19 protein-coding genes are annotated in these 20186 nt (G+C 71.2%); 10 read left to right on the top strand and 9 right to left on the bottom strand.

The features are described 5' to 3' along the window. The first annotated feature begins 171 nt into the window (after window positions 1-171). Window positions 172-1542, top strand: a complete 1371-nt coding sequence (locus ABZ904_RS16480; RefSeq protein WP_360990202.1) for a helix-turn-helix domain-containing protein — start codon at window positions 172-174, stop codon at window positions 1540-1542. A gap of 79 nt (window positions 1543-1621) precedes the next feature. Here ABZ904_RS16480 and argS read toward each other — a convergent pair whose 3' ends face one another. Continuing rightward, on the bottom strand, window positions 1622-3385 hold the full coding sequence (argS, locus tag ABZ904_RS16485; protein WP_360990205.1) for an arginine--tRNA ligase: 1764 nt from the start codon (window positions 3383-3385) through the stop codon (window positions 1622-1624). Between the two features lie 222 nt (window positions 3386-3607). Here argS and lysS point away from each other — a divergent pair, with 222 nt between their 5' ends. Continuing rightward, on the top strand, window positions 3608-5353 hold the full coding sequence (gene lysS / locus ABZ904_RS16490) for a lysine--tRNA ligase (RefSeq protein ID WP_359405360.1): 1746 nt from the start codon (window positions 3608-3610) through the stop codon (window positions 5351-5353). Window positions 5354-5423: 70 nt separating this feature from the next. Here lysS and ABZ904_RS16495 read toward each other — a convergent pair whose 3' ends face one another. The 3 genes from ABZ904_RS16495 to ABZ904_RS16505 all read right to left on the bottom strand — a co-directional run bounded on the left by ABZ904_RS16495 (window position 5424) and on the right by ABZ904_RS16505 (window position 8818). Then, window positions 5424-6797: a DUF2637 domain-containing protein gene (locus ABZ904_RS16495; RefSeq protein ID WP_359405357.1), complete on the bottom strand. Its 1374-nt coding sequence runs from the start codon at window positions 6795-6797 to the stop codon at window positions 5424-5426. A 169-nt stretch (window positions 6798-6966) separates the two neighbouring features. Continuing rightward, entirely contained in the window at window positions 6967-7872 is a 906-nt protein-coding gene (locus tag ABZ904_RS16500) for a DUF3558 family protein (RefSeq protein ID WP_360990209.1), read from the bottom strand. Between the two features lie 124 nt (window positions 7873-7996). Beyond that, window positions 7997-8818 (bottom strand): DUF3558 domain-containing protein, encoded by an 822-nt coding sequence (locus tag ABZ904_RS16505; RefSeq protein ID WP_359405351.1) that lies wholly within the window; start codon window positions 8816-8818, stop codon window positions 7997-7999. Between the two features lie 193 nt (window positions 8819-9011). Between ABZ904_RS16505 and ABZ904_RS16510 the strand changes: the two genes are divergently transcribed. Then, complete coding sequence (locus ABZ904_RS16510) at window positions 9012-10205, top strand: RtcB family protein (protein WP_360990212.1); 1194 nt, start codon at window positions 9012-9014, stop codon at window positions 10203-10205. Window positions 10206-10289: 84 nt separating this feature from the next. Here ABZ904_RS16510 and ABZ904_RS16515 read toward each other — a convergent pair whose 3' ends face one another. The 3 genes from ABZ904_RS16515 to ABZ904_RS16525 form a co-directional block, all read right to left on the bottom strand. After that, window positions 10290-10457 (bottom strand): hypothetical protein, encoded by a 168-nt coding sequence (locus tag ABZ904_RS16515; protein WP_359405345.1) that lies wholly within the window; start codon window positions 10455-10457, stop codon window positions 10290-10292. After that, entirely contained in the window at window positions 10457-11233 is a 777-nt protein-coding gene (locus tag ABZ904_RS16520) for an SDR family NAD(P)-dependent oxidoreductase (protein ID WP_360990215.1), read from the bottom strand. The genes ABZ904_RS16515 and ABZ904_RS16520 overlap by 1 nt, the downstream gene beginning before the upstream one ends. Before the next feature lie 139 nt (window positions 11234-11372). Further along, complete coding sequence (locus tag ABZ904_RS16525) at window positions 11373-11708, bottom strand: YnfA family protein (protein WP_359405339.1); 336 nt, start codon at window positions 11706-11708, stop codon at window positions 11373-11375. 147 nt (window positions 11709-11855) lie between these two features. Between ABZ904_RS16525 and ABZ904_RS16530 the strand changes: the two genes are divergently transcribed. Next, entirely contained in the window at window positions 11856-12317 is a 462-nt protein-coding gene (locus ABZ904_RS16530; protein ID WP_359405336.1) for a hypothetical protein, read from the top strand. A 4-nt stretch (window positions 12318-12321) separates the two neighbouring features. Here ABZ904_RS16530 and ABZ904_RS16535 read toward each other — a convergent pair whose 3' ends face one another. Beyond that, entirely contained in the window at window positions 12322-12732 is a 411-nt protein-coding gene (locus ABZ904_RS16535) for a helix-turn-helix domain-containing protein (protein WP_360990219.1), read from the bottom strand. Window positions 12733-12868: 136 nt separating this feature from the next. Between ABZ904_RS16535 and ABZ904_RS16540 the strand changes: the two genes are divergently transcribed. Continuing rightward, window positions 12869-13765 (top strand): NADP-dependent oxidoreductase, encoded by an 897-nt coding sequence (locus ABZ904_RS16540; RefSeq protein ID WP_359405329.1) that lies wholly within the window; start codon window positions 12869-12871, stop codon window positions 13763-13765. 66 nt (window positions 13766-13831) lie between these two features. On the opposite strand, the gene ABZ904_RS16545 is transcribed toward ABZ904_RS16540, so the two are convergent. Next, window positions 13832-14638: a helix-turn-helix transcriptional regulator gene (locus ABZ904_RS16545; RefSeq protein ID WP_360990223.1), complete on the bottom strand. Its 807-nt coding sequence runs from the start codon at window positions 14636-14638 to the stop codon at window positions 13832-13834. A 120-nt stretch (window positions 14639-14758) separates the two neighbouring features. On the opposite strand from ABZ904_RS16545, the gene ABZ904_RS16550 reads away from it, so the two are divergent. From ABZ904_RS16550 to ABZ904_RS16570, 5 genes are all read left to right on the top strand, one after another. Then, window positions 14759-15883 (top strand): LLM class flavin-dependent oxidoreductase, encoded by a 1125-nt coding sequence (locus ABZ904_RS16550; protein WP_360990226.1) that lies wholly within the window; start codon window positions 14759-14761, stop codon window positions 15881-15883. Beyond that, complete coding sequence (locus ABZ904_RS16555) at window positions 15880-16611, top strand: FMN reductase (protein WP_359395136.1); 732 nt, start codon at window positions 15880-15882, stop codon at window positions 16609-16611. The genes ABZ904_RS16550 and ABZ904_RS16555 overlap by 4 nt, the downstream gene beginning before the upstream one ends. A gap of 573 nt (window positions 16612-17184) precedes the next feature. Further along, window positions 17185-17895, top strand: a complete 711-nt coding sequence (locus ABZ904_RS16560) for a response regulator transcription factor (protein ID WP_359395138.1) — start codon at window positions 17185-17187, stop codon at window positions 17893-17895. Between the two features lie 47 nt (window positions 17896-17942). Then, a complete protein-coding gene (locus ABZ904_RS16565) occupies window positions 17943-19460 on the top strand; it encodes a HAMP domain-containing sensor histidine kinase (RefSeq protein WP_359395321.1) in 1518 nt (505 codons plus the stop codon). After that, complete coding sequence (locus ABZ904_RS16570) at window positions 19457-20185, top strand: GNAT family N-acetyltransferase (protein WP_360990231.1); 729 nt, start codon at window positions 19457-19459, stop codon at window positions 20183-20185. Before ABZ904_RS16565 ends, ABZ904_RS16570 begins: the two co-directional genes overlap by 4 nt. The last annotated feature ends 1 nt before the right edge of the window (window position 20186 follow it).

Consider the following 20186-nt stretch of genomic DNA (forward strand, 5'->3'; position numbering starts at 1 on the left):
CCGGCCGGTCGGCGGGGGCGGCGTGCTTGGATGGCATGGAGCCTGCGGGGTGATCCGTCCCGGCCGCCACGACCAGCGCGCCATCAGGGACGCTGGAACGCCCGCAGCGGCTCTGACCTGGGAGAACGAGGTGTCCCTGGAACGCCGGACCGGGACGCGGGAAACGGGGGAATGGTGTCGGGGGACGATGCGGCGGACACGTTCGCGCAGCTGCTGAGGGAACTGAAGGAACGTTCCGGACTGAGTTACGGGCTGCTGGCCAAGCGGCTCCACATGAGCACGTCGACGCTGCACCGGTACTGCAACGGGGACGTCGTTCCGACGGACTACGCGCCCGTGGAGCGGCTGGCCCGGCTCTGCAAGGCCTCGCCCGAGGAACTGGTCGAGCTGCACCGCCGATGGGTGCTGGCCGACGCGATGCGGGAGAGGAAGAACAAGGCGGCCGCCGGGTCCGTCCGGGAGGCCCGCCCCGTCGAGCCGGGGTCCCAGCCCGGTGGTACGGGAGAACGGGAGCCCGGCGGTACCGGAGAACCAGGCCCCGGGTCCGTTGTTCCGGAAGCCGGAAGCGCAGGTTCCGCCGAGCGGGCCGACGCCGCCCGTCCGGAGCCGGAAGCTCCCGCACGTCCCGGCTCCCGCCGGCGTCTGCGCTCCACGGTGCTCGTCCCGGTCGGCGCCCTCGCGGTGCTGGGCGCCGCCGCGCTCGCGTGGCAGCCCTCCTTCGGCCTCGGAGGGGACGACGCCAAGAGCCCCACGGGAGCGTCGTCGGCCGTGGAACGGCACGGAACCGCGGACGAGGGCGGCACCGGAGAGCCGACGGCTCCCTCGCCGTCGCGGTCCGGCAAGGGCGCCGGCAAGGAGGCCGACGGGAAGCGGAGCCCCGGCCGGGCCACCGGATCCGTGGCCCCGAGCACCCGTCCGCCGACCGCCCCGGCCGACGTCTCCGCCGTACCGCTGACGGTCAACACCCGCCCGTACGCCTGGGAGGGGCCGTGCAGCCAGCACTACCTGATCGACCGGCCACCGCAGCAGATACCGCCGCCGCCCGTCGAACAGGACGCGCCGGGCTGGGTGTCGGCGCTCGGCGCGGTGTCGTCCGGGGAGCAGTACGTGGTGCTCACGGTGCAGGGCACCGGCGCGTCCACCGTGGTCCTGGAGGACCTGAGGGGCCGGGTGATCTCGTCGGATGCGCCCCTGGCCTGGAGCGACTACGCCATGGGTGTCGGTTGCGGCGGTGGCGTGGGAACGCAGGCGTTCGGCGTCGACCTGGACGCGGGCCGTCCGGCGGCGGTGCCCGCCCGGGGGCAGCGCGACTTCCCGTTCAAGGTCAGCGAATCCGACCCGGAGGTCTTCCGGGTCCTCGCCCGCACCGGCGCGCACGATGTGCGCTGGTACCTGGAACTGGAGTGGTCCAGCGGCTCACGGCACGGCACCGTCCGGATCGACGACCACGGCAAGCCGTTCCGGACGAGCGGCGCCACGGGGCGGCCCGGCTTCGACTTCCCCCTCGGCGGCTCGCAGTGGTACGCCCGCGACGAGGGCTGACGGAGCGGTGCCGTAGACGGCCAGGAAACGAACGCGGCCCCGCCGGGAGTGTCCGGCGGGGCCGCGTCACGCAACGGGATCAGAGCCGCTCGGGCGTCCTGATGCCCAGCAGTGTCATGCCCGCGTGCAGGGTGCGGGCCGTGACGTCGCACAGGAAGAGCCGGTTCTCCACCTGCTCCGGCGTCTCGGCCTTCAGGACCGGGCACTTGTCGTAGAAGGACGTGTACAGCGACGCCAACTGGTACAGGTACGCGGTCATCTTGTGCGGGGCGTACTCCCGCGCGGCCTCGGCCACGTTCTCCGCGAACTGGTCGGCGTGCAGGCCCAGGGCGCGCTCGGCCTCGGTCAGTTCGAGCTCGGGGTGCGCGGCCGGGCGTACCTCGCCGGCCTTCCGCAGGATCGACTGGATACGGGCGTAGGCGTACTGGAGGTAGACGGACGTGTCGCCGTTCAGCGACACCATCTGGTCGAGGTCGAACTTGTAGTCACGGCTCGCCGACGTCGACAGGTCCGCGTACTTCACCGCGCCGATGCCCACCTGGGCCCCACGCTCGGCGATCTCCACCTCGGACAGGTCCTGTGCCTTCTCCCGAACGACCGCGGAGGCACGGTCGATCGCCTCGTCCAGCAGGTCGACCAGGCGGACCGTCTCGCCCTCACGGGTCTTGAACGGCTTGCCGTCCTTGCCGAGGACCGTGCCGAAGGCGAGCTGGTACGCCTTCACGTCGTCGTTCAGCCAGCCGGCCCGCCGCGCGGTCTCGAAGACCATCTTGAAGTGCAGCGACTGACGGGCGTCCACGACGTAGATGATCGAGTTCGCCTTCAGGTTGAAGACACGGTCGCGGATCGCGGACAGGTCCGTGGCCGCGTAGCCGTAGCCGCCGTCCGACTTCTGGACGATGAGCGGGACCGGATTGCCGTCCGGGCCCCTGACGTCGTCGAAGAAGACGCACAGCGCACCCTCGGAGCGGACCGCGACACCGGAGTCCTCCAGGAGGCGGCAGGTCTCCGCGAGCATGTCGTTGTAGCCCGACTCGCCGACGATGTCGGGGTCCCGGATCTCCATGTCCAGCTTCTCGAAGACCGAGAAGAAGTAGATCTTCGACTCGTCGACGAACTTCTGCCACATGGCGACGGTGTGCGGGTCTCCGGCCTGGAGGTCGACCACCCGGCGACGGGCACGCGTCTTGAACTCCTCGTCGGAGTCGAAGAGCCTGCGGGCCGCCTTGTAGAGCCGGTCGAGGTTCGACATCGCCTCTTCGCCGGTGACCTCGGCGGCCCTGTGGTCCAGCTCGTGCGGGTGCTCGTCCAGGTACTGGATGAGCATGCCGAACTGGGTGCCCCAGTCGCCGATGTGATGGCGGCGGATCACCGTCTCACCGGTGAACTCCAGGAGCTTGAGCACGGAGTCGCCGATCACCGCCGAGCGCAGATGGCCGACGTGCATCTCCTTGGCCACGTTCGGCTGGGCGTAGTCGATGACCGTGGTGCCCGGGTTCTCCGCGTACGGCACGCCGAGGCGGCCCTCGGCGTCGGCGGCGCGGGCGGCGAGGTTCTCGGTGATCGCCTTGTCGGTGACCGTGATGTTGAGGAAGCCGGGGCCGGAGACCTCGACGTCCTTGATCACGTCACCGGTGACGACCTTGTCCACGACCTGGGTCGCCAGCTCGCGCGGGTTCGCCTTCGCCTTCTTCGCGAGCGCCAGGATCCCGTTGGCCTGGAAGTCCGCCCGGTCGCTTCGTCGCAGCAGCGGGTCCGCGTCGGCGGCCTCCGGCAGGGTGGCCGAGAGGGCGTTCGCGAGGCGCTGGTGGACGGAAGCGGTGAGGGACGTGACCGAGGCCATGGATGTGGGTGCCGTTCTCCTCGTGCGAATAGTTCAGACGCAGCCAGTATCCCATGCGGGGTAAAGCGATTTTTCCGTTCGCCGACTGAACTGCGACCCGCGTCCCCTCGTCCCTGAGGGTGCGGCACGGGCGTGAAAAGGCGTTTTCGCGGATGTGGCCCTGCCTGGGACAATGGAACGGTCAGCCGTCTGACCGTGCCGGCTGCTTCGAGAAAGAAGGACGTGCCGATCGTGGCTCAGAGCACCGAGACCACCGACTGGGTCTCCCGTTTCGCGGATGAGGTCATCGAGGAGTCGGAGCGTCGGGCCCCGGGCAAACCGGTCGTGGTGGCGTCCGGGTTGTCGCCTTCGGGCCCCATCCACCTGGGGAATCTCCGGGAGGTCATGACGCCGCACCTCGTCGCCGACGAGATCCGGCGGCGCGGGTACACGGTGCGCCACGTGCTGTCCTGGGACGACTACGACCGGTACCGGAAGGTCCCGTTCGGCGTACCGGGCGTGGACGACTCCTGGGCCGAGCACATCGGCAAGCCGCTGACCTCCGTGCCGGCCCCGAAGGGCTCCGCTCACCCGAACTGGGCCGAGCACTTCAAGGCCACGATGGTCGAGTCGCTGGCCGAGCTGGGCGTCGAGTACGACGGGATCAGCCAGACGGAGCAGTACACCTCGGGCACCTACCGCGAGCAGGTCCTGTTCGCGATGAAGCACCGCGCGGAGATCGACGCGGTCCTCGCCCAGTACCGGACCAAGCCGAAGGCCGCCGCGAAGAAGCAGCAGCAGAAGCCCGTCGACGAGGCCGAGCTGGAGGCCGAGGAGGGCTCCGGCGCCGCCGCCGAGGACGACGGCAGCTCCGGCTCCGCCGGGTACTTCCCGTACAAGCCCTACTGCGGCCGGTGCGGCAAGGACTTCACCACCGTGACGGCGTACGACGACGACACCACCGAGTTGACGTACACCTGCTCGGCCTGCGGGTTCGCCGAGACGGTGCGGCTGAGCGAGTTCAACCGCGGCAAGCTGGTCTGGAAGGTCGACTGGCCGATGCGGTGGGCCTACGAGGGCGTCGTCTTCGAGCCCTCCGGTGTCGACCACTCCTCCCCGGGCTCCAGCTTCCAGGTCGGCGGGCAGATCGTCGGGATCTTCGGCGGCAAGCAGCCCATCGGTCCCATGTACGCCTTCGTGGGCATCAGCGGCATGGCCAAGATGTCCAGCAGCAAGGGCGGGGTCCCCACCCCGGCCGACGCGCTGCAGATCATGGAACCGCAGCTGCTGCGCTGGCTCTACGCCCGCCGCAGGCCCAACCAGTCCTTCAAGATCGCCTTCGACCAGGAGATCCAGCGGCTCTACGACGAGTGGGACAAGCTGGCCGGCAAGGTCGCCGACGACTCGGCGCTGCCCGGGGACGTCGCCGGGTACACGCGGGCGACCGGCACGGCCGCAGGCCCGCTGCCCGCCACCCTGCGCCCGCTGCCCTACCGCACGCTGGCGTCCGTCGCCGACATCACCGCAGGGCACCAGGACCAGGCACTGCGCATCCTGTCCGACCTCGACCCGGCCAACCCGCTGACCTCGCTCGACGTGGTCCGGCCGCGGTACGACAAGGCCGAGGCCTGGATCAACACGCAGGTGCCCGAGGACCAGCGCACCATCGTCCGCGGCGAGCCGGACACCGACCTGCTGAAGTCCCTCGACGAGCAGGCGCAGCAGTCGCTGCGGCTGCTGCTCGACGGCCTGGAGGAGCACTGGTCGCTGGACGGGCTCACCCACCTCGTCTACGGCGTGCCCAAGGTGCAGGCCGGGTTCTCGCCCGACGCCACCCCCAAGGAGCTGCCGCCGGAGATCAAGACCGCCCAGCGGTCGTTCTTCGCGCTCCTGTACCACCTGCTCGTCGGCCGTGACACCGGCCCGCGGCTGCCCACCCTGCTGCTCGCGGTGGGACAGGACCGGGTGCGCACGCTGCTCGGGGAGTAGGACCCGCCGTACGACGACGGGGGCGCTCGGTGATGGCACCGGGCGCCCCCGTCGTCGTACGCGCCGGGCGTTATGCGATGTGGTCCTCTTCCAGTTCCGCGGTGTGGCGGTTCGTGAAGCGGCTGACCATGCGCTTGGCGTCGTCCGAGGGGAGGCTGATGCGGAACTCCGCCTCGACGTTGTCGATGAACTCGCGCGGTGTCGGGTAGCTGCCGTTGATCGACTGCTTGAAGACCTGGTAGTACGACTCCTCGCCCGGTTCCGGTGTGCCGCCGCCCTCGCCGAGCTCGCGCATGCGGTTGCCGGAGACGGGGATGGGGAAGCTCCCGGTGTCCTCCGGAGAAGGTTCCCGGGGCTGCTCCGGGACGGGGTTGTGGTACTGGTCCGGAACCGGGTTCGGGTACTGCTCGGGGATCTGGTTCCGGTACTGCTCCGGGATCGCCTGGGCGGGGTTCTGGTACTGCTCCGCCTGCTGCTGTCCCTCGTAGAACTGCCAGTGCTCTTCGTCGCCGACGTAGGGAGGTTCCGGCTCGTAGCCCGGGTCGTATCCGCCGTGGTAGTCCGGCTGCTGCTGGGCGTTGAACCAGGGGCTCTGCGGGTCCTCCGCCTGGACGGGCTGTTCGGGGTGCTGCCGGCCCTCGAGCTCGGGGCGCGGTTCACCGACAGGCGCCGCCTGCTGGGGGACGGGCCCGGTCCCCACGGCGCGACTCGCCGGGGCCGCGGCCGGCTCCGGCGACGGGGGTATGAGGGCCGGTTCTATGCCGGCCGCCGCCAGGCCGGCCGGGGCGGTGTCCACCAGGGGGACGCCGTACTTCGCCAGCCTCAGGGGCATCAGCGACTCCACCGGGGCCTTGCGGCGCCAGGCGCGGCCGAAGCGGGATCGCAGGCGGGCCTGATAGACGAGACGTTCCTGCTCAAGCTTGATGACCTGGTCGTAGGAGCGCAGCTCCCAGAGCTTCATGCGGCGCCAGAGCAGGAACGTGGGTATGGGGGAGAGCAGCCAGCGGGTCAGGCGGACGCCCTCCATGTGCTTGTCCGCAGTGATGTCCGCGATCCGGCCGATGGCGTGGCGGGCCGCCTCCACGGCGACCACGAACAGCATCGGGATGACCGCGTGCATGCCCACGCCCAGCGGGTCCGGCCAGGCCGCCGCGCCGTTGAACGCGATCGTCGCCGCCGTCAGCAGCCACGCCGTCTGGCGCAGGAGGGGGAAGGGTATGCGGATCCAGGTCAGCAGCAGATCCAGCGCCAGCAGGACGCAGATACCCGCGTCGATGCCGATCGGGAACACATAACTGAAGTCCCCGAACCCCTTCTTGATGGCCAGCGCGCGGACGGCCGCGTACGAACCCGCGAAGCCGATCCCGGCGATGATGACGGCACCGGAGACGACCACGCCGACGAGAATCCGGTGTGTCCGTGTCAGCTGCAGTGGCGCGGCCACCTGTACTCCCCTCCCATAGCGTGTGGTTGCGCGCAACAGGGTGGCACACGCGCGGAGCCGACGGGTGACCGGAGTGGGACGAGCCCGGTCCGCGCGGGACCGGGCTCCGACAACTGTCCTGGTGGCGCCAAGGATTCAGCGGCAGACGAGTTCGTACTTAACGATCCGGTCAGCCCTTCGTGGCGGCCGAAGCCGACGGGGAGGCGCTCCTGGACGCGCCCGGCGACGCCGGCTTCGACGGCGAGGCGTTCTTGGACGCTCCCTGCGACGGGGAGGTGCCCGCCTTGCCGCCGTCCTTGTTCGCCGCCGTCACCGCGGCCACGGCCTCCTTGGCCGCGCTCTCGGCCGCCTTCGCCAGGTCGTCGGCGTCCGGCGTCTTGTCGCCCGCCAGGCCCGCTCCGTTGTAGTCGAGGGTGACGACGACGTTCTCCACGCGCGCCACGACCGTCTGCTGCTTGAAGGATCCTTCCTTCTTCTTGAGGTCGTAGCGCACCGCGGTGGTCTCGTCGCCCACCCCGGCGACCGGTTGCGCCTTGGTGTTCTTCGCGCCTTCGACGGACTGGGCGTCGTGCACCTGCTTGGTGAAGTAGTCCTTGGCGAGCTTGTCGCCCTCGCCGCGCGTGGCGTTCGACTCGAAGCGCAGCAGGGAGACGTTGAGCCAGCGGAACTGGGAGCCCTTGACGCCGTTGTTCTCCAGGCTGCTCCAGGAGCAGCTGGAACGCGACGCCGAGTCGTCTGTCGTGCCCTTCTTGCCGGACTTGGCCCCCTTGGGTACCAAATCGCCCAGGGTCTTCTGGGACAGGACGCCGCAGGGCTCGGGCAGCGTGGAGTACGCGGCCGGCTGGACGGCGTTCGGCGAGGCGCTCTGCGAGGGCCGCGCGCTCGAGGTCTGCTGCTTGGCGTCGCCGCCGGAGGCGGAACCGGAGTCCGAGGAGGAGCAGCCGGCGGCGACGAGCACCGCCGGAACGGCGGCCGCGCAGACGAGGAGTCGGCGAAGGCGGGGGCCCCGGCGGTTCGGCCGGCCCTTGCCCTGATCGTGCTGATCTCGCTGGTCTCGCTGTGCAGGTCGGTGCATGGTTCCTTCACTCATGACGCTCGTGGATCGTGCGGTCGGATCGGGTCCGAGGGGCCACGGTACGCGGTGGGAACGCATGCGGTACGAGGTTCGGCATCCTTCACGGGGCCGGCCCGGGGGCTCGTCAGCCGAGCGAACCGGCCAGCTGCTGAGCCAGTTTCCTGGCCTTGTCCTGCAGGTCCTTGCTGTCCGGGGCCTGTGCGGTGGTGGCCGGCTGCTCGTCGTACTCGATGGTCACGATCACGTTGGACGTGCGGAACACCACAGTCACGGTGCGCTGCTCGGCGGTGCTCAGCTGGTCGTCGAGGAACGCCTCGTCGCCGAGGCCGTCGAGCGTGCGCGGCTCCAGGCCGGTCGGGGTCTCGGTGGCGGACGGGCTCGCTGAGTCCGAGGCGGAGGCCGAGCCGGAAGCCGACGCGGAGGGCGAGGGGGGCGCGCTCGCCTTCGCGGTGCCACTGGCCGAGGAGAACGCGCCGGTCGCGGAAGCGGAAGGCGGCTCGGGAAGGTTCGCGGCCTTCTCCTTGGTGGCGTACACCTCTTGGGCCCGGCTGTCGTCGGAGACCGTGTTGTCGTACGACACCACGCGCTCGAGGTCGACGAACAGGTGGTCCGTGGCGCCGGGCGACTCGGCCTTCCAGCGGCAGCCGGAGCGCCGGTCGTTGTTGTACGTGGCCGCGGCCTCGCCCGCGTAGGCCCTGTCGCGCTGCTCCTGGTCCGCTATCTGCTTGATGCCGGGCAGCAGCGAGTCGAGGGTGTCGTGGCTCACCGCGCCGCAGGCGTCGGAGAGCGTGCGGTACTTGCCGGGCTGGGCGGCCGGAGCGCTCGTGGTGGCGCTGCCGGCCTTGGAGTCCTCCGCCGCGCCGCCGCTGCCGGAACTGCCGGTGCAGGCGGCCAGCAGAGCCGCGAGGAGTACGACGGCGCCCGGTACGTACGCCTTCCGCTGCACGGTGAGGCTCCTCTCGACGGTTCCACGGGGCCTGTGTCCGCTGGTTATTCGGTTGCCGCGTGAGGCGGGCCCCTGGAGACAATGTCTATCGCACGCACGGCCGTGGATGCCGGTCCGTTGTCCCTTACGTCGACCTTGGCGCCGGTTTTGCGATTAACGACTTGTGACACGTTTCCGGGGGAATGGGGAAGAAATGTCGTACGTGGAAGTGCCGGGGGCCCAGGTCCCGATCCGGCTGTGGACGGACCCCGCGACGGTCGAGGGCGCCGCGATGCAGCAGCTGCAGAACGTGGCGACGCTGCCGTGGATCAAGGGCCTCGCGGTCATGCCGGACGTCCACTACGGCAAGGGCGCGACGGTCGGCTCGGTCATCGCCATGCGGGACGCGGTGTGTCCGGCGGCGGTGGGCGTGGACATCGGCTGCGGGATGTCGGCGGTGAAGACGTCCCTGACGGCGAACGACCTTCCGGGCGACCTGTCGCGGCTGCGCTCGAAGATCGAGCAGGCGATCCCGGTCGGCCGGGGGATGCACGACGAGCCCGTCGACCCCGGGCGGTTCCACGGTATGGCCACCTCCGGGTGGGACGACTTCTGGGGCCGGTTCGGCGGCGTCGCCGAGGCGGTGAAGTTCCGCGAGGAGCGCGCCACCAAGCAGATGGGCACGCTCGGTTCGGGCAACCACTTCGTCGAGGTGTGCACGGACACGACCGGTGCCGTGTGGCTGATGCTCCACTCCGGTTCCCGCAACATCGGCAAGGAACTGGCCGAGCACCACATCGGCGTGGCCCAGAAGCTCCCGCACAACCAGGACCTCGTCGACCGCGACCTCGCCGTCTTCGTGGCGGACACCCCGCAGATGGCGGCGTACCGCAACGACCTGTACTGGGCACAGGAGTACGCGAAGTACAACCGTTCGCTGATGATGGCTCTCCTGAAGAACGTGGTCCGCAAGGAGTTCAAGAAGGCGAAGCCGACCTTCGAGCAGGAGATCTCCTGCCACCACAACTACGTGGCGGAGGAGCGGTACGAGGGCATGGACCTGCTCGTGACCCGCAAGGGCGCGATCCGGGCGGGCTCCGGTGACTTCGGGATCATCCCGGGGTCGATGGGCACGGGCTCCTACATCGTGAAGGGCCTCGGCAACGAGAAGTCGTTCAACTCGGCATCGCACGGCGCGGGTCGGCGCATGAGCCGCAACGCGGCCAAGCGCCGCTTCACGGCGCAGGACCTGGAGGAGCAGACGCGGGGCGTGGAGTGCCGCAAGGACTCCGGAGTCGTGGACGAGATCCCCGGCGCCTACAAGCCCATCGAGCAGGTCATCGAGCAGCAGAGCGACCTGGTGCAGGTCGTGGCGAAGTTGAAGCAGGTCGTCTGCGTGAAGGGCTGACGCGGCGAAGTGCTGACGCACGGGCCCCCGGTGGATGCCGGGGGCCTTGCTCACGCCGGCCCCCGCGGCCGTCCGCCCGTGGATTCACTTCGCGTGCCTCACCGCGTAGATCATCACGAACGCCACGATGTGGATACCGAAGAGGAAGTACGCGAGGTAGTACCAGACAAAGCGCTGGCGTTTCTTCTCCAGGGACAGGCGTTCCTCGTCCCCGGTGCCCGCGGGTTCGTCGGCCGGCGCCGGTTCGGGCATCACAGCTCCCGGTGGACCTTGGTGTTCGACGCCTGGGCACGCGGGCGGACCACCAGGAGGTCGACGTTGACGTGGCTGGGGCGGGTGACCGCCCAGGTGATCGTGTCGGCCACGTCGTCGGCGGTGAGCGGCTCGGCGACGCCCTGGTACACCTTCGCCGCCTTCTCCGTGTCGCCGCCGAAGCGGGTCAGCGCGAACTCCTCCGTCCGCACCATGCCGGGCGCGACCTCGATCACCCGGACCGGGGTGCCCACGATCTCCAGCCGGAGGGTCTCGGCGAGGACGTGCTCGGCGTGCTTGGCGGCGACATAACCGGCGCCGCCCTCGTACGTGCCGTGGCCGGCGGTGGAGGACAGGACCACCACCGTGCCGTCGCCGCTCGCCGTCAGCGCGGGGAGCAGGGCCTGGGTGACGTTCAGGGTGCCGAGCACGTTCGTCTCGTACATCCGGCGCCAGTCCTCGGGGTCGCCGGTGGCGACCGGGTCGGCGCCGAGCGCGCCGCCCGCGTTGTTCACCAGGACGCCGATCGTCCTGAAGGCCGTCGCGAACTCGTCGACCGCCGCACGGTCCGTGACGTCCAGCGCGTACGCCGTCGCCGAGTGGCCGGCCGCGGTGAGCTCCTCCGCGAGCGCCTCGATGCGGTCCTTGCGCCGGGCGGTGACGACGACGCGGTAGCCCGCCTCGGCGAGCTGCCGGGCCGTCGCGGCCCCGATGCCGCTGCTCGCCCCGGTGATGACGGCGATGCGGGAGGCGGCGGCAGGTGCGGCGGCGGTCATGGGGCGGCTCCTCGGGCTGCGGGCTCGGTCCGGCGGTCGCGCGTACGGTCGTACGGGCCACCTCCGCCCAGGATAGGTGGCGGGGCCGGGCGGCCGGCGGGAGTGCCCGAGTGGTGGCCGGCCGGCTGCCGCACGGGGGTCAGTGGCCTCGCGGCGCCCACATGATCACTGCCATCCCGGCGAGGCAGATCAGGGCGCCGGTCACATCCCAGCGGTCCGGCCGGTAGCCGTCCGCGACCATGCCCCAGGCCAGGGAGCCGGCCACGAAGATTCCGCCGTACGCGGCGAGGATGCGGCCGAAGTGGGCGTCCGGCTGGAAGGTGGCGACGAAACCGTAGACACCGAGGGCCATGACACCCGCGCCGATCCACACCCAGCCGCGATGTTCGCGCACGCCCTGCCACACGAGCCAGGCGCCGCCGATCTCGAAGAAAGCGGCCACGAGGAACAGGGCGGCGGACCTGAGGATGAGCATGCCGCCACCTTCGCACGAGGCGCCCGGCACCCGGATCGGGGCCCCGTCTCGCCCGGCCGCGCGCGGGTCACCTGCCCGGCGGCGCCTGCCGTGCCGCACAAGTGGGATACATGCGGTGATGTCCGGGCCGATGCGGAGGAACCGACGATGAGGAAGTGGATGTCCGGCGCGCTGGGCGCGGCCGTGGTGGTGGGTGCGGCCGTTCCCGCCGCGGCCGTGGGCGGTGAGGCCGGCCTCACCTATCACGGGTATGTGGACATGGGCCTCGGCGAGGTCAATGTGCGCCTGACCCCGACGAACCGCGGGGCCTCCAGCATCGAGGACGCCACCGTGCGGCTCCACTGGTCCAAGCCGCTGACGGACCAGCAGCAGCTGGCCGAGGGCTGTGCCCGGTACGACGCGAGCACGGTGCTGTGCCGCACGGGGGCGATCGCCGCGAACGGCGAGGGCAAGGAGATCCATCTGCGGTTGCGCCTCGCGGACGCCACGACCGACGAGGTGCGGCTGGACATCGACTCCGTGTGGTGCGGCGGCGCGGTGGACCGCGACCCGAGCAGCGGCCGCCAGCAGGTTGTGGCGCTGGGCACGGGGGACCGGTACGCCTTCTGAGCGGTCAGGAGCCCGCCCGGCTCCCCTCGTCGTACAGCTCCCGCGCCTCGTGGACCTCCTCGATATGGGCCTCCGCCCAGCCCTTCACGGCGGACAGCAGGTCGCTGAGGCTGCGGCCGAGCAGGGTGAGTTCGTAGTCCACGCGCACCGGCACGGACGGGGTGACGGTCCGGCTCACGATGCCGTCGCGCTCCAGCGAACGCAGCGTCTGCGTCAGCATCTTGGGGCTCACCCCCGCGATCTTGCGGCCCAGGTCGCTGTAGCGCATCGAACCGGCGGACAGCGCGCTGACGACCAGGCCGACCCACTTGTCGCTGATGCTGCCGAGGAGCTGGTGCGTCGGGCAGCTCTTGATGAACGCGTCGTACTCGATCCGCGCCTGCTCGCGCCGCTGCGCCGCGGTCATGGTGGCCATGCGTGCACCTCCCGGTGAGGTACGCACCTTCAGGTGCCTACTATCTTTCAGATAGTAGCTGTTCCTAGGGTTGTGACAGCAGCGTAGATACCGGAACTTTCTGCGCATATCCCCTACGTAATCCTGGAGAACAGTCATGCGTGCTGCTGTGGTGACGACGTTCGGCGGGCCCGAGGCCGTGGAGATCGTGGAGGTGGAGACGCCGGAGCCGGCCGCGCGTCAGGTGCGGATCAAGGTCGCGGCGGCCGCGCTGAACCCGGTGGACGCCGGGGTGCGCGCCGGGATCTTCGGCCCTGCCGACGGACGGATCGGCCTCGGCTGGGATGTCGCCGGGACCGTCGACGCGACGGGCGAGGGCACCGCCTGGAACGTCGGTGACGAGGTGGTGGCCCTCCAGTACGGGATGGTGAAGCCGCTGGGCACGCACGCGGACTACGTCGTCGTGGACGCGGACGCGGACGCGGTGGCGAAGGCCCCGGCGACGGTGGACTCCGTGCTCGCCGCGACGCTGCCGCTGAACGCGCTGACCGCCGCTCAGGCGCTGGACCTGCTGGACCTCGGTCCGGGACGGTCGCTGCTGGTGACAGGTGCCGCGGGCGCGGTCGGCGGGTACGCCGTCCAGCTCGCCGTCCGCCGGGGGATCGAGGTGACCGCGCTCGCCCGTGAGAGCGACGAGCGGTTCGTACGGTCGCTGGGGGCGGGACGGCTGGTGACCGGGGGCGCCGACGCGGGGAGCTTCGACGCGGTGCTGGACGCGGCGGTTCTCGGGGAGACGGCGCTGGAGTGGGTGCGGGACGGCGGGGCGTACATGGGGGTCATTCCGCATGCGCAGCCGGGTCCCGTGCGAGGCATCGAGACGGCCGCCATCCAGGTGGGTGCCGACGGGGCCCGGCTCGCGGAGCTGGTCGGGCTGGTCGACGAAGGCGCGCTGACGCTGCGGCTGGCCGCGACGTTCTCGCTGGCAGACGCCGCCAAGGCGCATGCGTGGCTGGCCGAGGGCGGGGTGCGGGGACGGGTCGTGCTCGTTCCCTAGCGCGGGTGCGGTGCGGCCGGTCGCGCCCGCGCGGCGAAGCCGCTCAGAGATCCGGCACCGCGTTCCTCACGGGGCGCGGTGCTGCACGTATGCCGTCGGCGGCACCCCCACCGTCGCCGTGAAGTCCCTGACGAGATGGGCCTGGTCCGCGTAGCCGAGCTCGGCCGCCAGACCCGCCCAGTCCACCGCCCGCTCGGTCTCCGCGCGCTCCAGGGCCTCATGGATGCGGTAGCGCAGGACGACCCACTTGGGACCCACGCCCACATAGGCCGCGAAGAGGCGCTGCAGGACCCGTACGGACACGCCCTCCGTCCGTGCGAAGTCGGCGACGCGACGGATCGTGCGGTCGGTGTGGATGCGGTCGACGAGGGTCATCGCCAGGTCGGCCTGCGGGTCCGGGTGCGGGCCGAGCCCCAGCAGGAAGGCGTCCAGGGCCGCCACGCGCTCGTGCGCGTCGCCGGGAGTGACGATGCTCACGGGGTCGGCGCCGGGGAGGACATCGGCCGCCGGAACGCGGCGGCCGGTCCAGTCCGCCACGGGACGGCCGGGTGCGAAGGGGCGGAAGCCGCCGGGGCGGAACTGGATCCCGCACACCCGGCCCCGGCCCTGGAGCTTCTGCGTGAACAGCTCCAGCCCGATGCCCGCCACCTCGCCCCAGGGAGCCTGGTCGCCGTACTGCTGGAAGACCACGTTCACCGACGGGTGCGGTACGACATGGGACGCGTACGGCTCCGGGAGGTCCCAGTCGATCAGCCAGTAGTGCTCGAGGTACGGGCGCAGGGGTTCGGCCGGTTCGAAGCGCCGGAAGGCCACGCGCGAGAAGAGCTCCGCGGCGTCGACGATGCCTCGTGTGTCACGGCGAGGGGCGGCCATGCCCGGATCCTACGAGCGGGCAGTGACATCGAGCACTGTCAGCGGGAGGAATACGCGGGCGGGCCGCTTCGTTCTGCGGGTATAGTTGAATCGTAAACAACCTGGAGGGTGTGAGCGGGCATGCAGTTCGGGATCTTCAGCGTCGGAGACGTCACCATGGACCCGACGACGGGACGGACGCCGACCGAGCGCGAGCGGATCAAGGCCATGGTCGCCATCGCGCTCAAGGCCGAGGAGGTCGGCCTCGACGTCTTCGCGACGGGTGAGCACCACAACCCGCCCTTCGTGCCGTCCTCGCCGACCACGATGCTCGGCTACATAGCGGCCAAGACGGAGAAGCTCGTCCTGTCCACCTCCACCACCCTCATCACCACCAACGACCCGGTGAAGATCGCCGAGGACTTCGCGATGCTCCAGCAGCTCGCGGACGGCCGGGTGGACGTGATGATGGGGCGCGGCAACACCGGCCCGGTCTACCCCTGGTTCGGGCAGGACATCCGCCAGGGCATCAACCTCGCCATCGAGAACTACGCGCTGCTGCACCGGCTGTGGCGCGAGGACGTGGTGGACTGGGAAGGCCGCTTCCGCACCCCGTTGCAGAGCTTCACCTCCACGCCGCGCCCGCTGGACGACGTGCCGCCGTTCGTCTGGCACGGCTCCATCCGCTCGCCGGAGATCGCCGAGCAGGCCGCCTACTACGGTGACGGCTTCTTCCACAACAACATCTTCTGGCCCGCCGACCACACCAAGCGGATGGTCGAGCTGTACCGGGAGCGCTACGCGCACTACGGGCACGGCACGCCCGAGCAGGCGATCGTCGGCCTGGGCGGACAGGTGTTCATGCGGAAGAACTCCCAGGACGCTGTGCGCGAGTTCCGGCCGTACTTCGACAACGCGCCGGTGTACGGGCACGGCCCGTCCCTGGAGGACTTCACCGACCAGACCCCGCTGACCGTCGGCTCCCCGCAGCAGGTCATCGAGAAGACGCTGTCCTTCCGCGACTACGCCGGCGACTACCAGCGCCAGCTGTTCCTGATGGACCACGCGGGGCTGCCGCTGAAGACCGTCCTCGAGCAGCTCGACATGCTCGGCGAGGAGGTCGTGCCGGTGCTGCGCAAGGAGTTCGCGAAGGACCGCCCGGCGAACGTGCCGGACGCGCCGACGCACCAGTCGTTGCTCGCCGCCAAGCAGTCCGAGCAGTCCGAGCAGACCCCGGAAGGGGCTGAGGAGGTGACCGCCGTATGAAACTCGTCGTCGTCTCGGCGGGGCTGAGCGTCCCGTCCTCCACCCGGCTGCTCGCCGACCGGCTGGCCGCCGCCGTGGACCGGCGCACCCCCGCCGACCTCCGGGTCGTCGAACTGCGTGACCTCGCCGTGGAGATCGCGCACAACTTCACCAACGGCTTCCCCGGGCGTGCGCTCGAGGAGGCGCTCGACGCGGTGACGCAGGCCGACGGGCTGATCGTCGTCACGCCGGTGTTCTCCGCGTCGTACAGCGGCCTGTTCAAGTCGTTCTTCGACGTGCTGGACAAGGACGCCCTGGTGGGCAAGCCGGTCCTGATCGCGGCGACCGGTGGCACCGCCCGGCACTCCCTCGTCCTGGACTACGCCCTGCGCCCGCTCTTCACCTACCTGCGGGCCGTGGTCGTCCCGACCGGGGTCTACGCGGCGTCGGAGGACTGGGGCGCCGAGGGTCTCGCCGAGCGGATCGACCGGGCGGCGCAGGAGCTGGCCGGTCTGATGGCCGCGGGGTCCCTTCGGCAGACCGGCACCGGAGCGGAACGCGCCTGGTCCGTGCCGGAGCCCGCTCATCCGGTGGCCGCTCCCGTCGTGCCCCTGCCGGGGCCGGCCGCGGGCGACCGGGCGAGCGGCACGGACGGGGACCGCGCGTCCGCGGCGGAGACCGGCGCGACGCACGCGCACGGCTTCCGGGTGATCCCCTTCGAGGAGCAGCTCGCCGCGCTGCGGAACTAGGCGCCGCCCGGTCCCGTCCGGGCGCGGCGCCGGGCGGCGGTTCGCGATGACCTGTCGTCGGACATGGGTCGGGGTGGGCCGCCGCCGTCCTGCGTTCGGCCCACCCCTGGCCGCACCGGCCGGTCCCCGACCGGGGGGCTCCGGGCCCGGCCGGGCGGGTCTCCTCACCTGGCGCGCCCTGGGATGGCGGGCCGGGCGAACCTCTCGGGCGGCGGGTCCGGCGGTGTGTGCGCCGCGCGGACCCGTTCGCCGTTCCACGGCTTCGGTGTCGTCGTCTTCAGGTGTTCGTCCGTCGCGACGGCCGCGGAGAGACGGCGGGACCGGAGGGCGGTCGGTACCACCCGGCGACGAGCCCCAACTTGTCGGCCGGTGCCTTCGACCGCTCCGTCCCGGCCCGCCTCCATGGCTCCGCCCCGGCGCACCCACTCGGGGAACGCGCCGACGTGACGTATCCAACACACTGGCCCGACCAGGTAAGTCACCGCGCGCGCAGCGGTGAGAGGCGGGTAAGAAGCCCGCCCCCCGTCCGGCTCAGCCGGTGGTGCACCACTGTGACCTTGGCAGACTGGTGGGGTGACCCAGACAGTGCTGCTCGCCGAGGACGACCGTGCCATCCGCCATGCCCTGGAACGAGCACTGACACTGGAGGGTTACCAGGTGACCGCTGTGGCTGACGGGATCGAGGCCCTCGCACAGGCTCACCGCACTCAGCCCGACGTGCTCGTTCTCGATGTGATGATGCCCGGCATCGACGGCCTGCAGGTGTGCCGGGTGCTGCGCGCCGAGGGCGACCGCACTCCGATCCTGATGCTCACCGCACTGGTGGAGACCGCCGACCGGATCGCCGGCCTGGACGCGGGCGCCGACGACTACGTCGTCAAACCGTTCGACGTCGAGGAGGTCTTCGCCCGGCTGCGGGCCCTGCTGCGGCGCACCAACGGCTCCGCTCCCGAGCTGCCGAAGGAGGAGCAGAAGATCCCGACCGGCCAGGTGTCCGTCGCCGGGCTGCGCATGGATGTACAGGCGCGCCGCGCGTGGCGCGGTGAGCGCGAGCTGGAGCTCACGAGGACCGAGTTCGATCTGCTGGAGCTACTGGCCCGCAACGCGGGCATCGTCCTCGACCACGCCACCATCTACGACCGCATCTGGGGCTACGACTTCGGCCCCGGATCCAAGAACCTCGCCGTCTACGTGGGCTATCTGCGACGCAAGCTGGACGAGCCGGGGGCCCCGGCGCTCATCCACACGGTGCGCGGCGTGGGGTATGTGCTGAGGGAGGACTAGTGCCTCCACCAGTGGATTCCGGCGCCGAGGCGGACGCCGGAGTGGGAATGCGGCTGTGGCGCAGGCTGCCGAGAGGGCTGCGCCGCCGGCTGCGGCTGAGGTCCAGGCTGCGGCGGATCTCCTCGCTGCGGACCACCTTCACGGTGTCGTTCGCGGCGGTGGCCGCCGGTGTCACCGTCCTTGTCGGCTTTCTGAGCTACGACGCCGCGGCCCGGCTGGTCCGCGTCGACCAGCAGACCGTCTTCGCCCAGGTCGTCGCCGACCTGCGGGACCAGGTCCGCCAGAAGCAGCTGATGCCGGACGACTTCGCCATCTCCGACAAGGACCACGACACCCCGCGCGACGACATCATCCGGCCCAGCCGCACGGTCGTGCAGGTGCTCGGTCCGGGCGGCGCGGTCGTCGACCACTCCAATCCGGCGCTGCCCGTGGGCGGCGACGACCGGAGGATCGCCGAGAGCGGCACTGCGGCCAGGCTCCTGGAGCACAAGAGCGTCGACGTCGACGGCGATGTCTACCGGGTCGCGACCGTCGCGCTCGGGCACGGTCAGGGCGCCGTGCAGGTCGCCCAGGAGCTCAGCAGCACCGAGGACCTGCTGCGCAGCCTGCAGCAGCGGACGGCCCTGCTGATGGGCGCGGTGGTGATAGCGGCCGGGTTGTTCGGCTGGTGGCTGGCGCGGCGCATCACGGGGCGGCTGGTGCGGCTGGCCGGTGCCGCCGAGGACGTGGCGCGCACCCGCAGGGTCGGCATCCAGGTCCCGGTCACCGGGAACGACGAGGTCGGCCGCCTCGGGCGCTCCTTCGACCGCATGCTGGGGCGGCTGGCCCAGTCCGAGGAGGACCAGCGGCGCCTGGTGCAGGACGCGGGCCATGAACTGCGTACGCCGCTGACGTCCCTGCGGACGAACATCTCGCTGCTGCGTCGCATCGACGAACTGCCGCCCGCCGCGCGCGAGGAACTGGTCGCCGACCTCGCCCAGGAGTCCCGTGAACTCACCGACCTGGTCAACGAGCTGGTCGACCTGGCGGCCGGGCAGTCGGACACGGAGCCGTTGCAGCGGGTGAGGCTCGCCGACATCGCCGAGGACGCGGCGACGATCGTGCGCCGCCGCACGGGCCGCGAGATCGTCGTCCGTGTCACCGGTGACACGACGGTCGACGGACGGGTCTCGGCGTTGCAGCGCGCGGTGTCCAACCTGCTGGAGAACGCGGCCAAGTTCGACCGTGACGGCACGTCGCCGATCGAGATCGTCGTCACAGGTCCCGAGCACCCGTTCCAGCTGGAGGACTCCGACGCACCGCGAACCGGCCTGCCGCTGGGCAGTGTGCGCGTGGAGGTGCTCGACCGCGGGCCCGGCGTCGAGGAGAGCGACCTCATGCGCATCTTCGACCGCTTCTACCGTGCCGCCGACGCCAGGAGCCTGCCCGGCTCGGGGCTCGGCCTCTCGATCGTGCAGGACGTGGCCACGTCGCACGGGGGAGCGGCGTTCGCGTACCGGCGGCCGGGCGGAGGGTCGGTCATCGGGTTCACGATCGGCGGTGGCGCGCGAGCGGGGCGCCAGTGACAGGGCGGGCGGGGGACGTCGCCACGCACCTCGTGTGGGCCGCGCAGGGCCGGCCCGACCTGGTGCGGCGGTACGGTTCCGCCCTCGCCGTCGCCGCGCCGGGGCTCTCCGGACGGGACCGGATCGCCGTCTCCGGGGACGCCGACGACGCCGTTCCTCTTGTACGCGATCTGCTCGCCGAGCTGGGGCCCGGCTTCCGGCCCTTCGGGGACGCCGGCTTGATCGCCGCCCTCGCGCGGCGGATCCCCGGGCTCGCCCCGACCGAACCCTTCTACTGGATGGAGACCGCGGCCCCGGGCCGCCCGCCCCGGACGGAGACCGCGGCCCCGGGTGGCGCGTCCGGCGTCTTTGGAGTGCGGTGGCTGGACGCGGCCGAGGAGCGGATGCCGGAACCACTCTTCGAGCGCTGGTTCCCCCGGTCCCACGCCCAACCGGGACGCTCGGGGGTGAGCCGCTGGGCCGGAGTGCACGGCGGGAGCGGGCTGCTCGCCGTCGCCGCCTGGTCCGCCGCCGGGTGCGGCTTCGTCGCCGGAGTGGTCACCGCCCCCGAGGCCCGGGGGCACGGCCTCGGCACCGCCGTGTGCCGGTTCGTGGTCGACGCCCTTGTCCGGGAGCACGGCCGCGCGGCCCTCATGGTGGACGCGGGCAACATGCCCGCCGTCGCCGCCTACGAGCGCATCGGCATGACGGAGCGGCTGTTCGACGCGGCTGCCGTGGTGGCCTGAA

It is taken from the genome of Streptomyces sp. NPDC046900 (assembly GCF_040644975.1).
GTDB lineage: Bacteria > Actinomycetota > Actinomycetes > Streptomycetales > Streptomycetaceae > Streptomyces.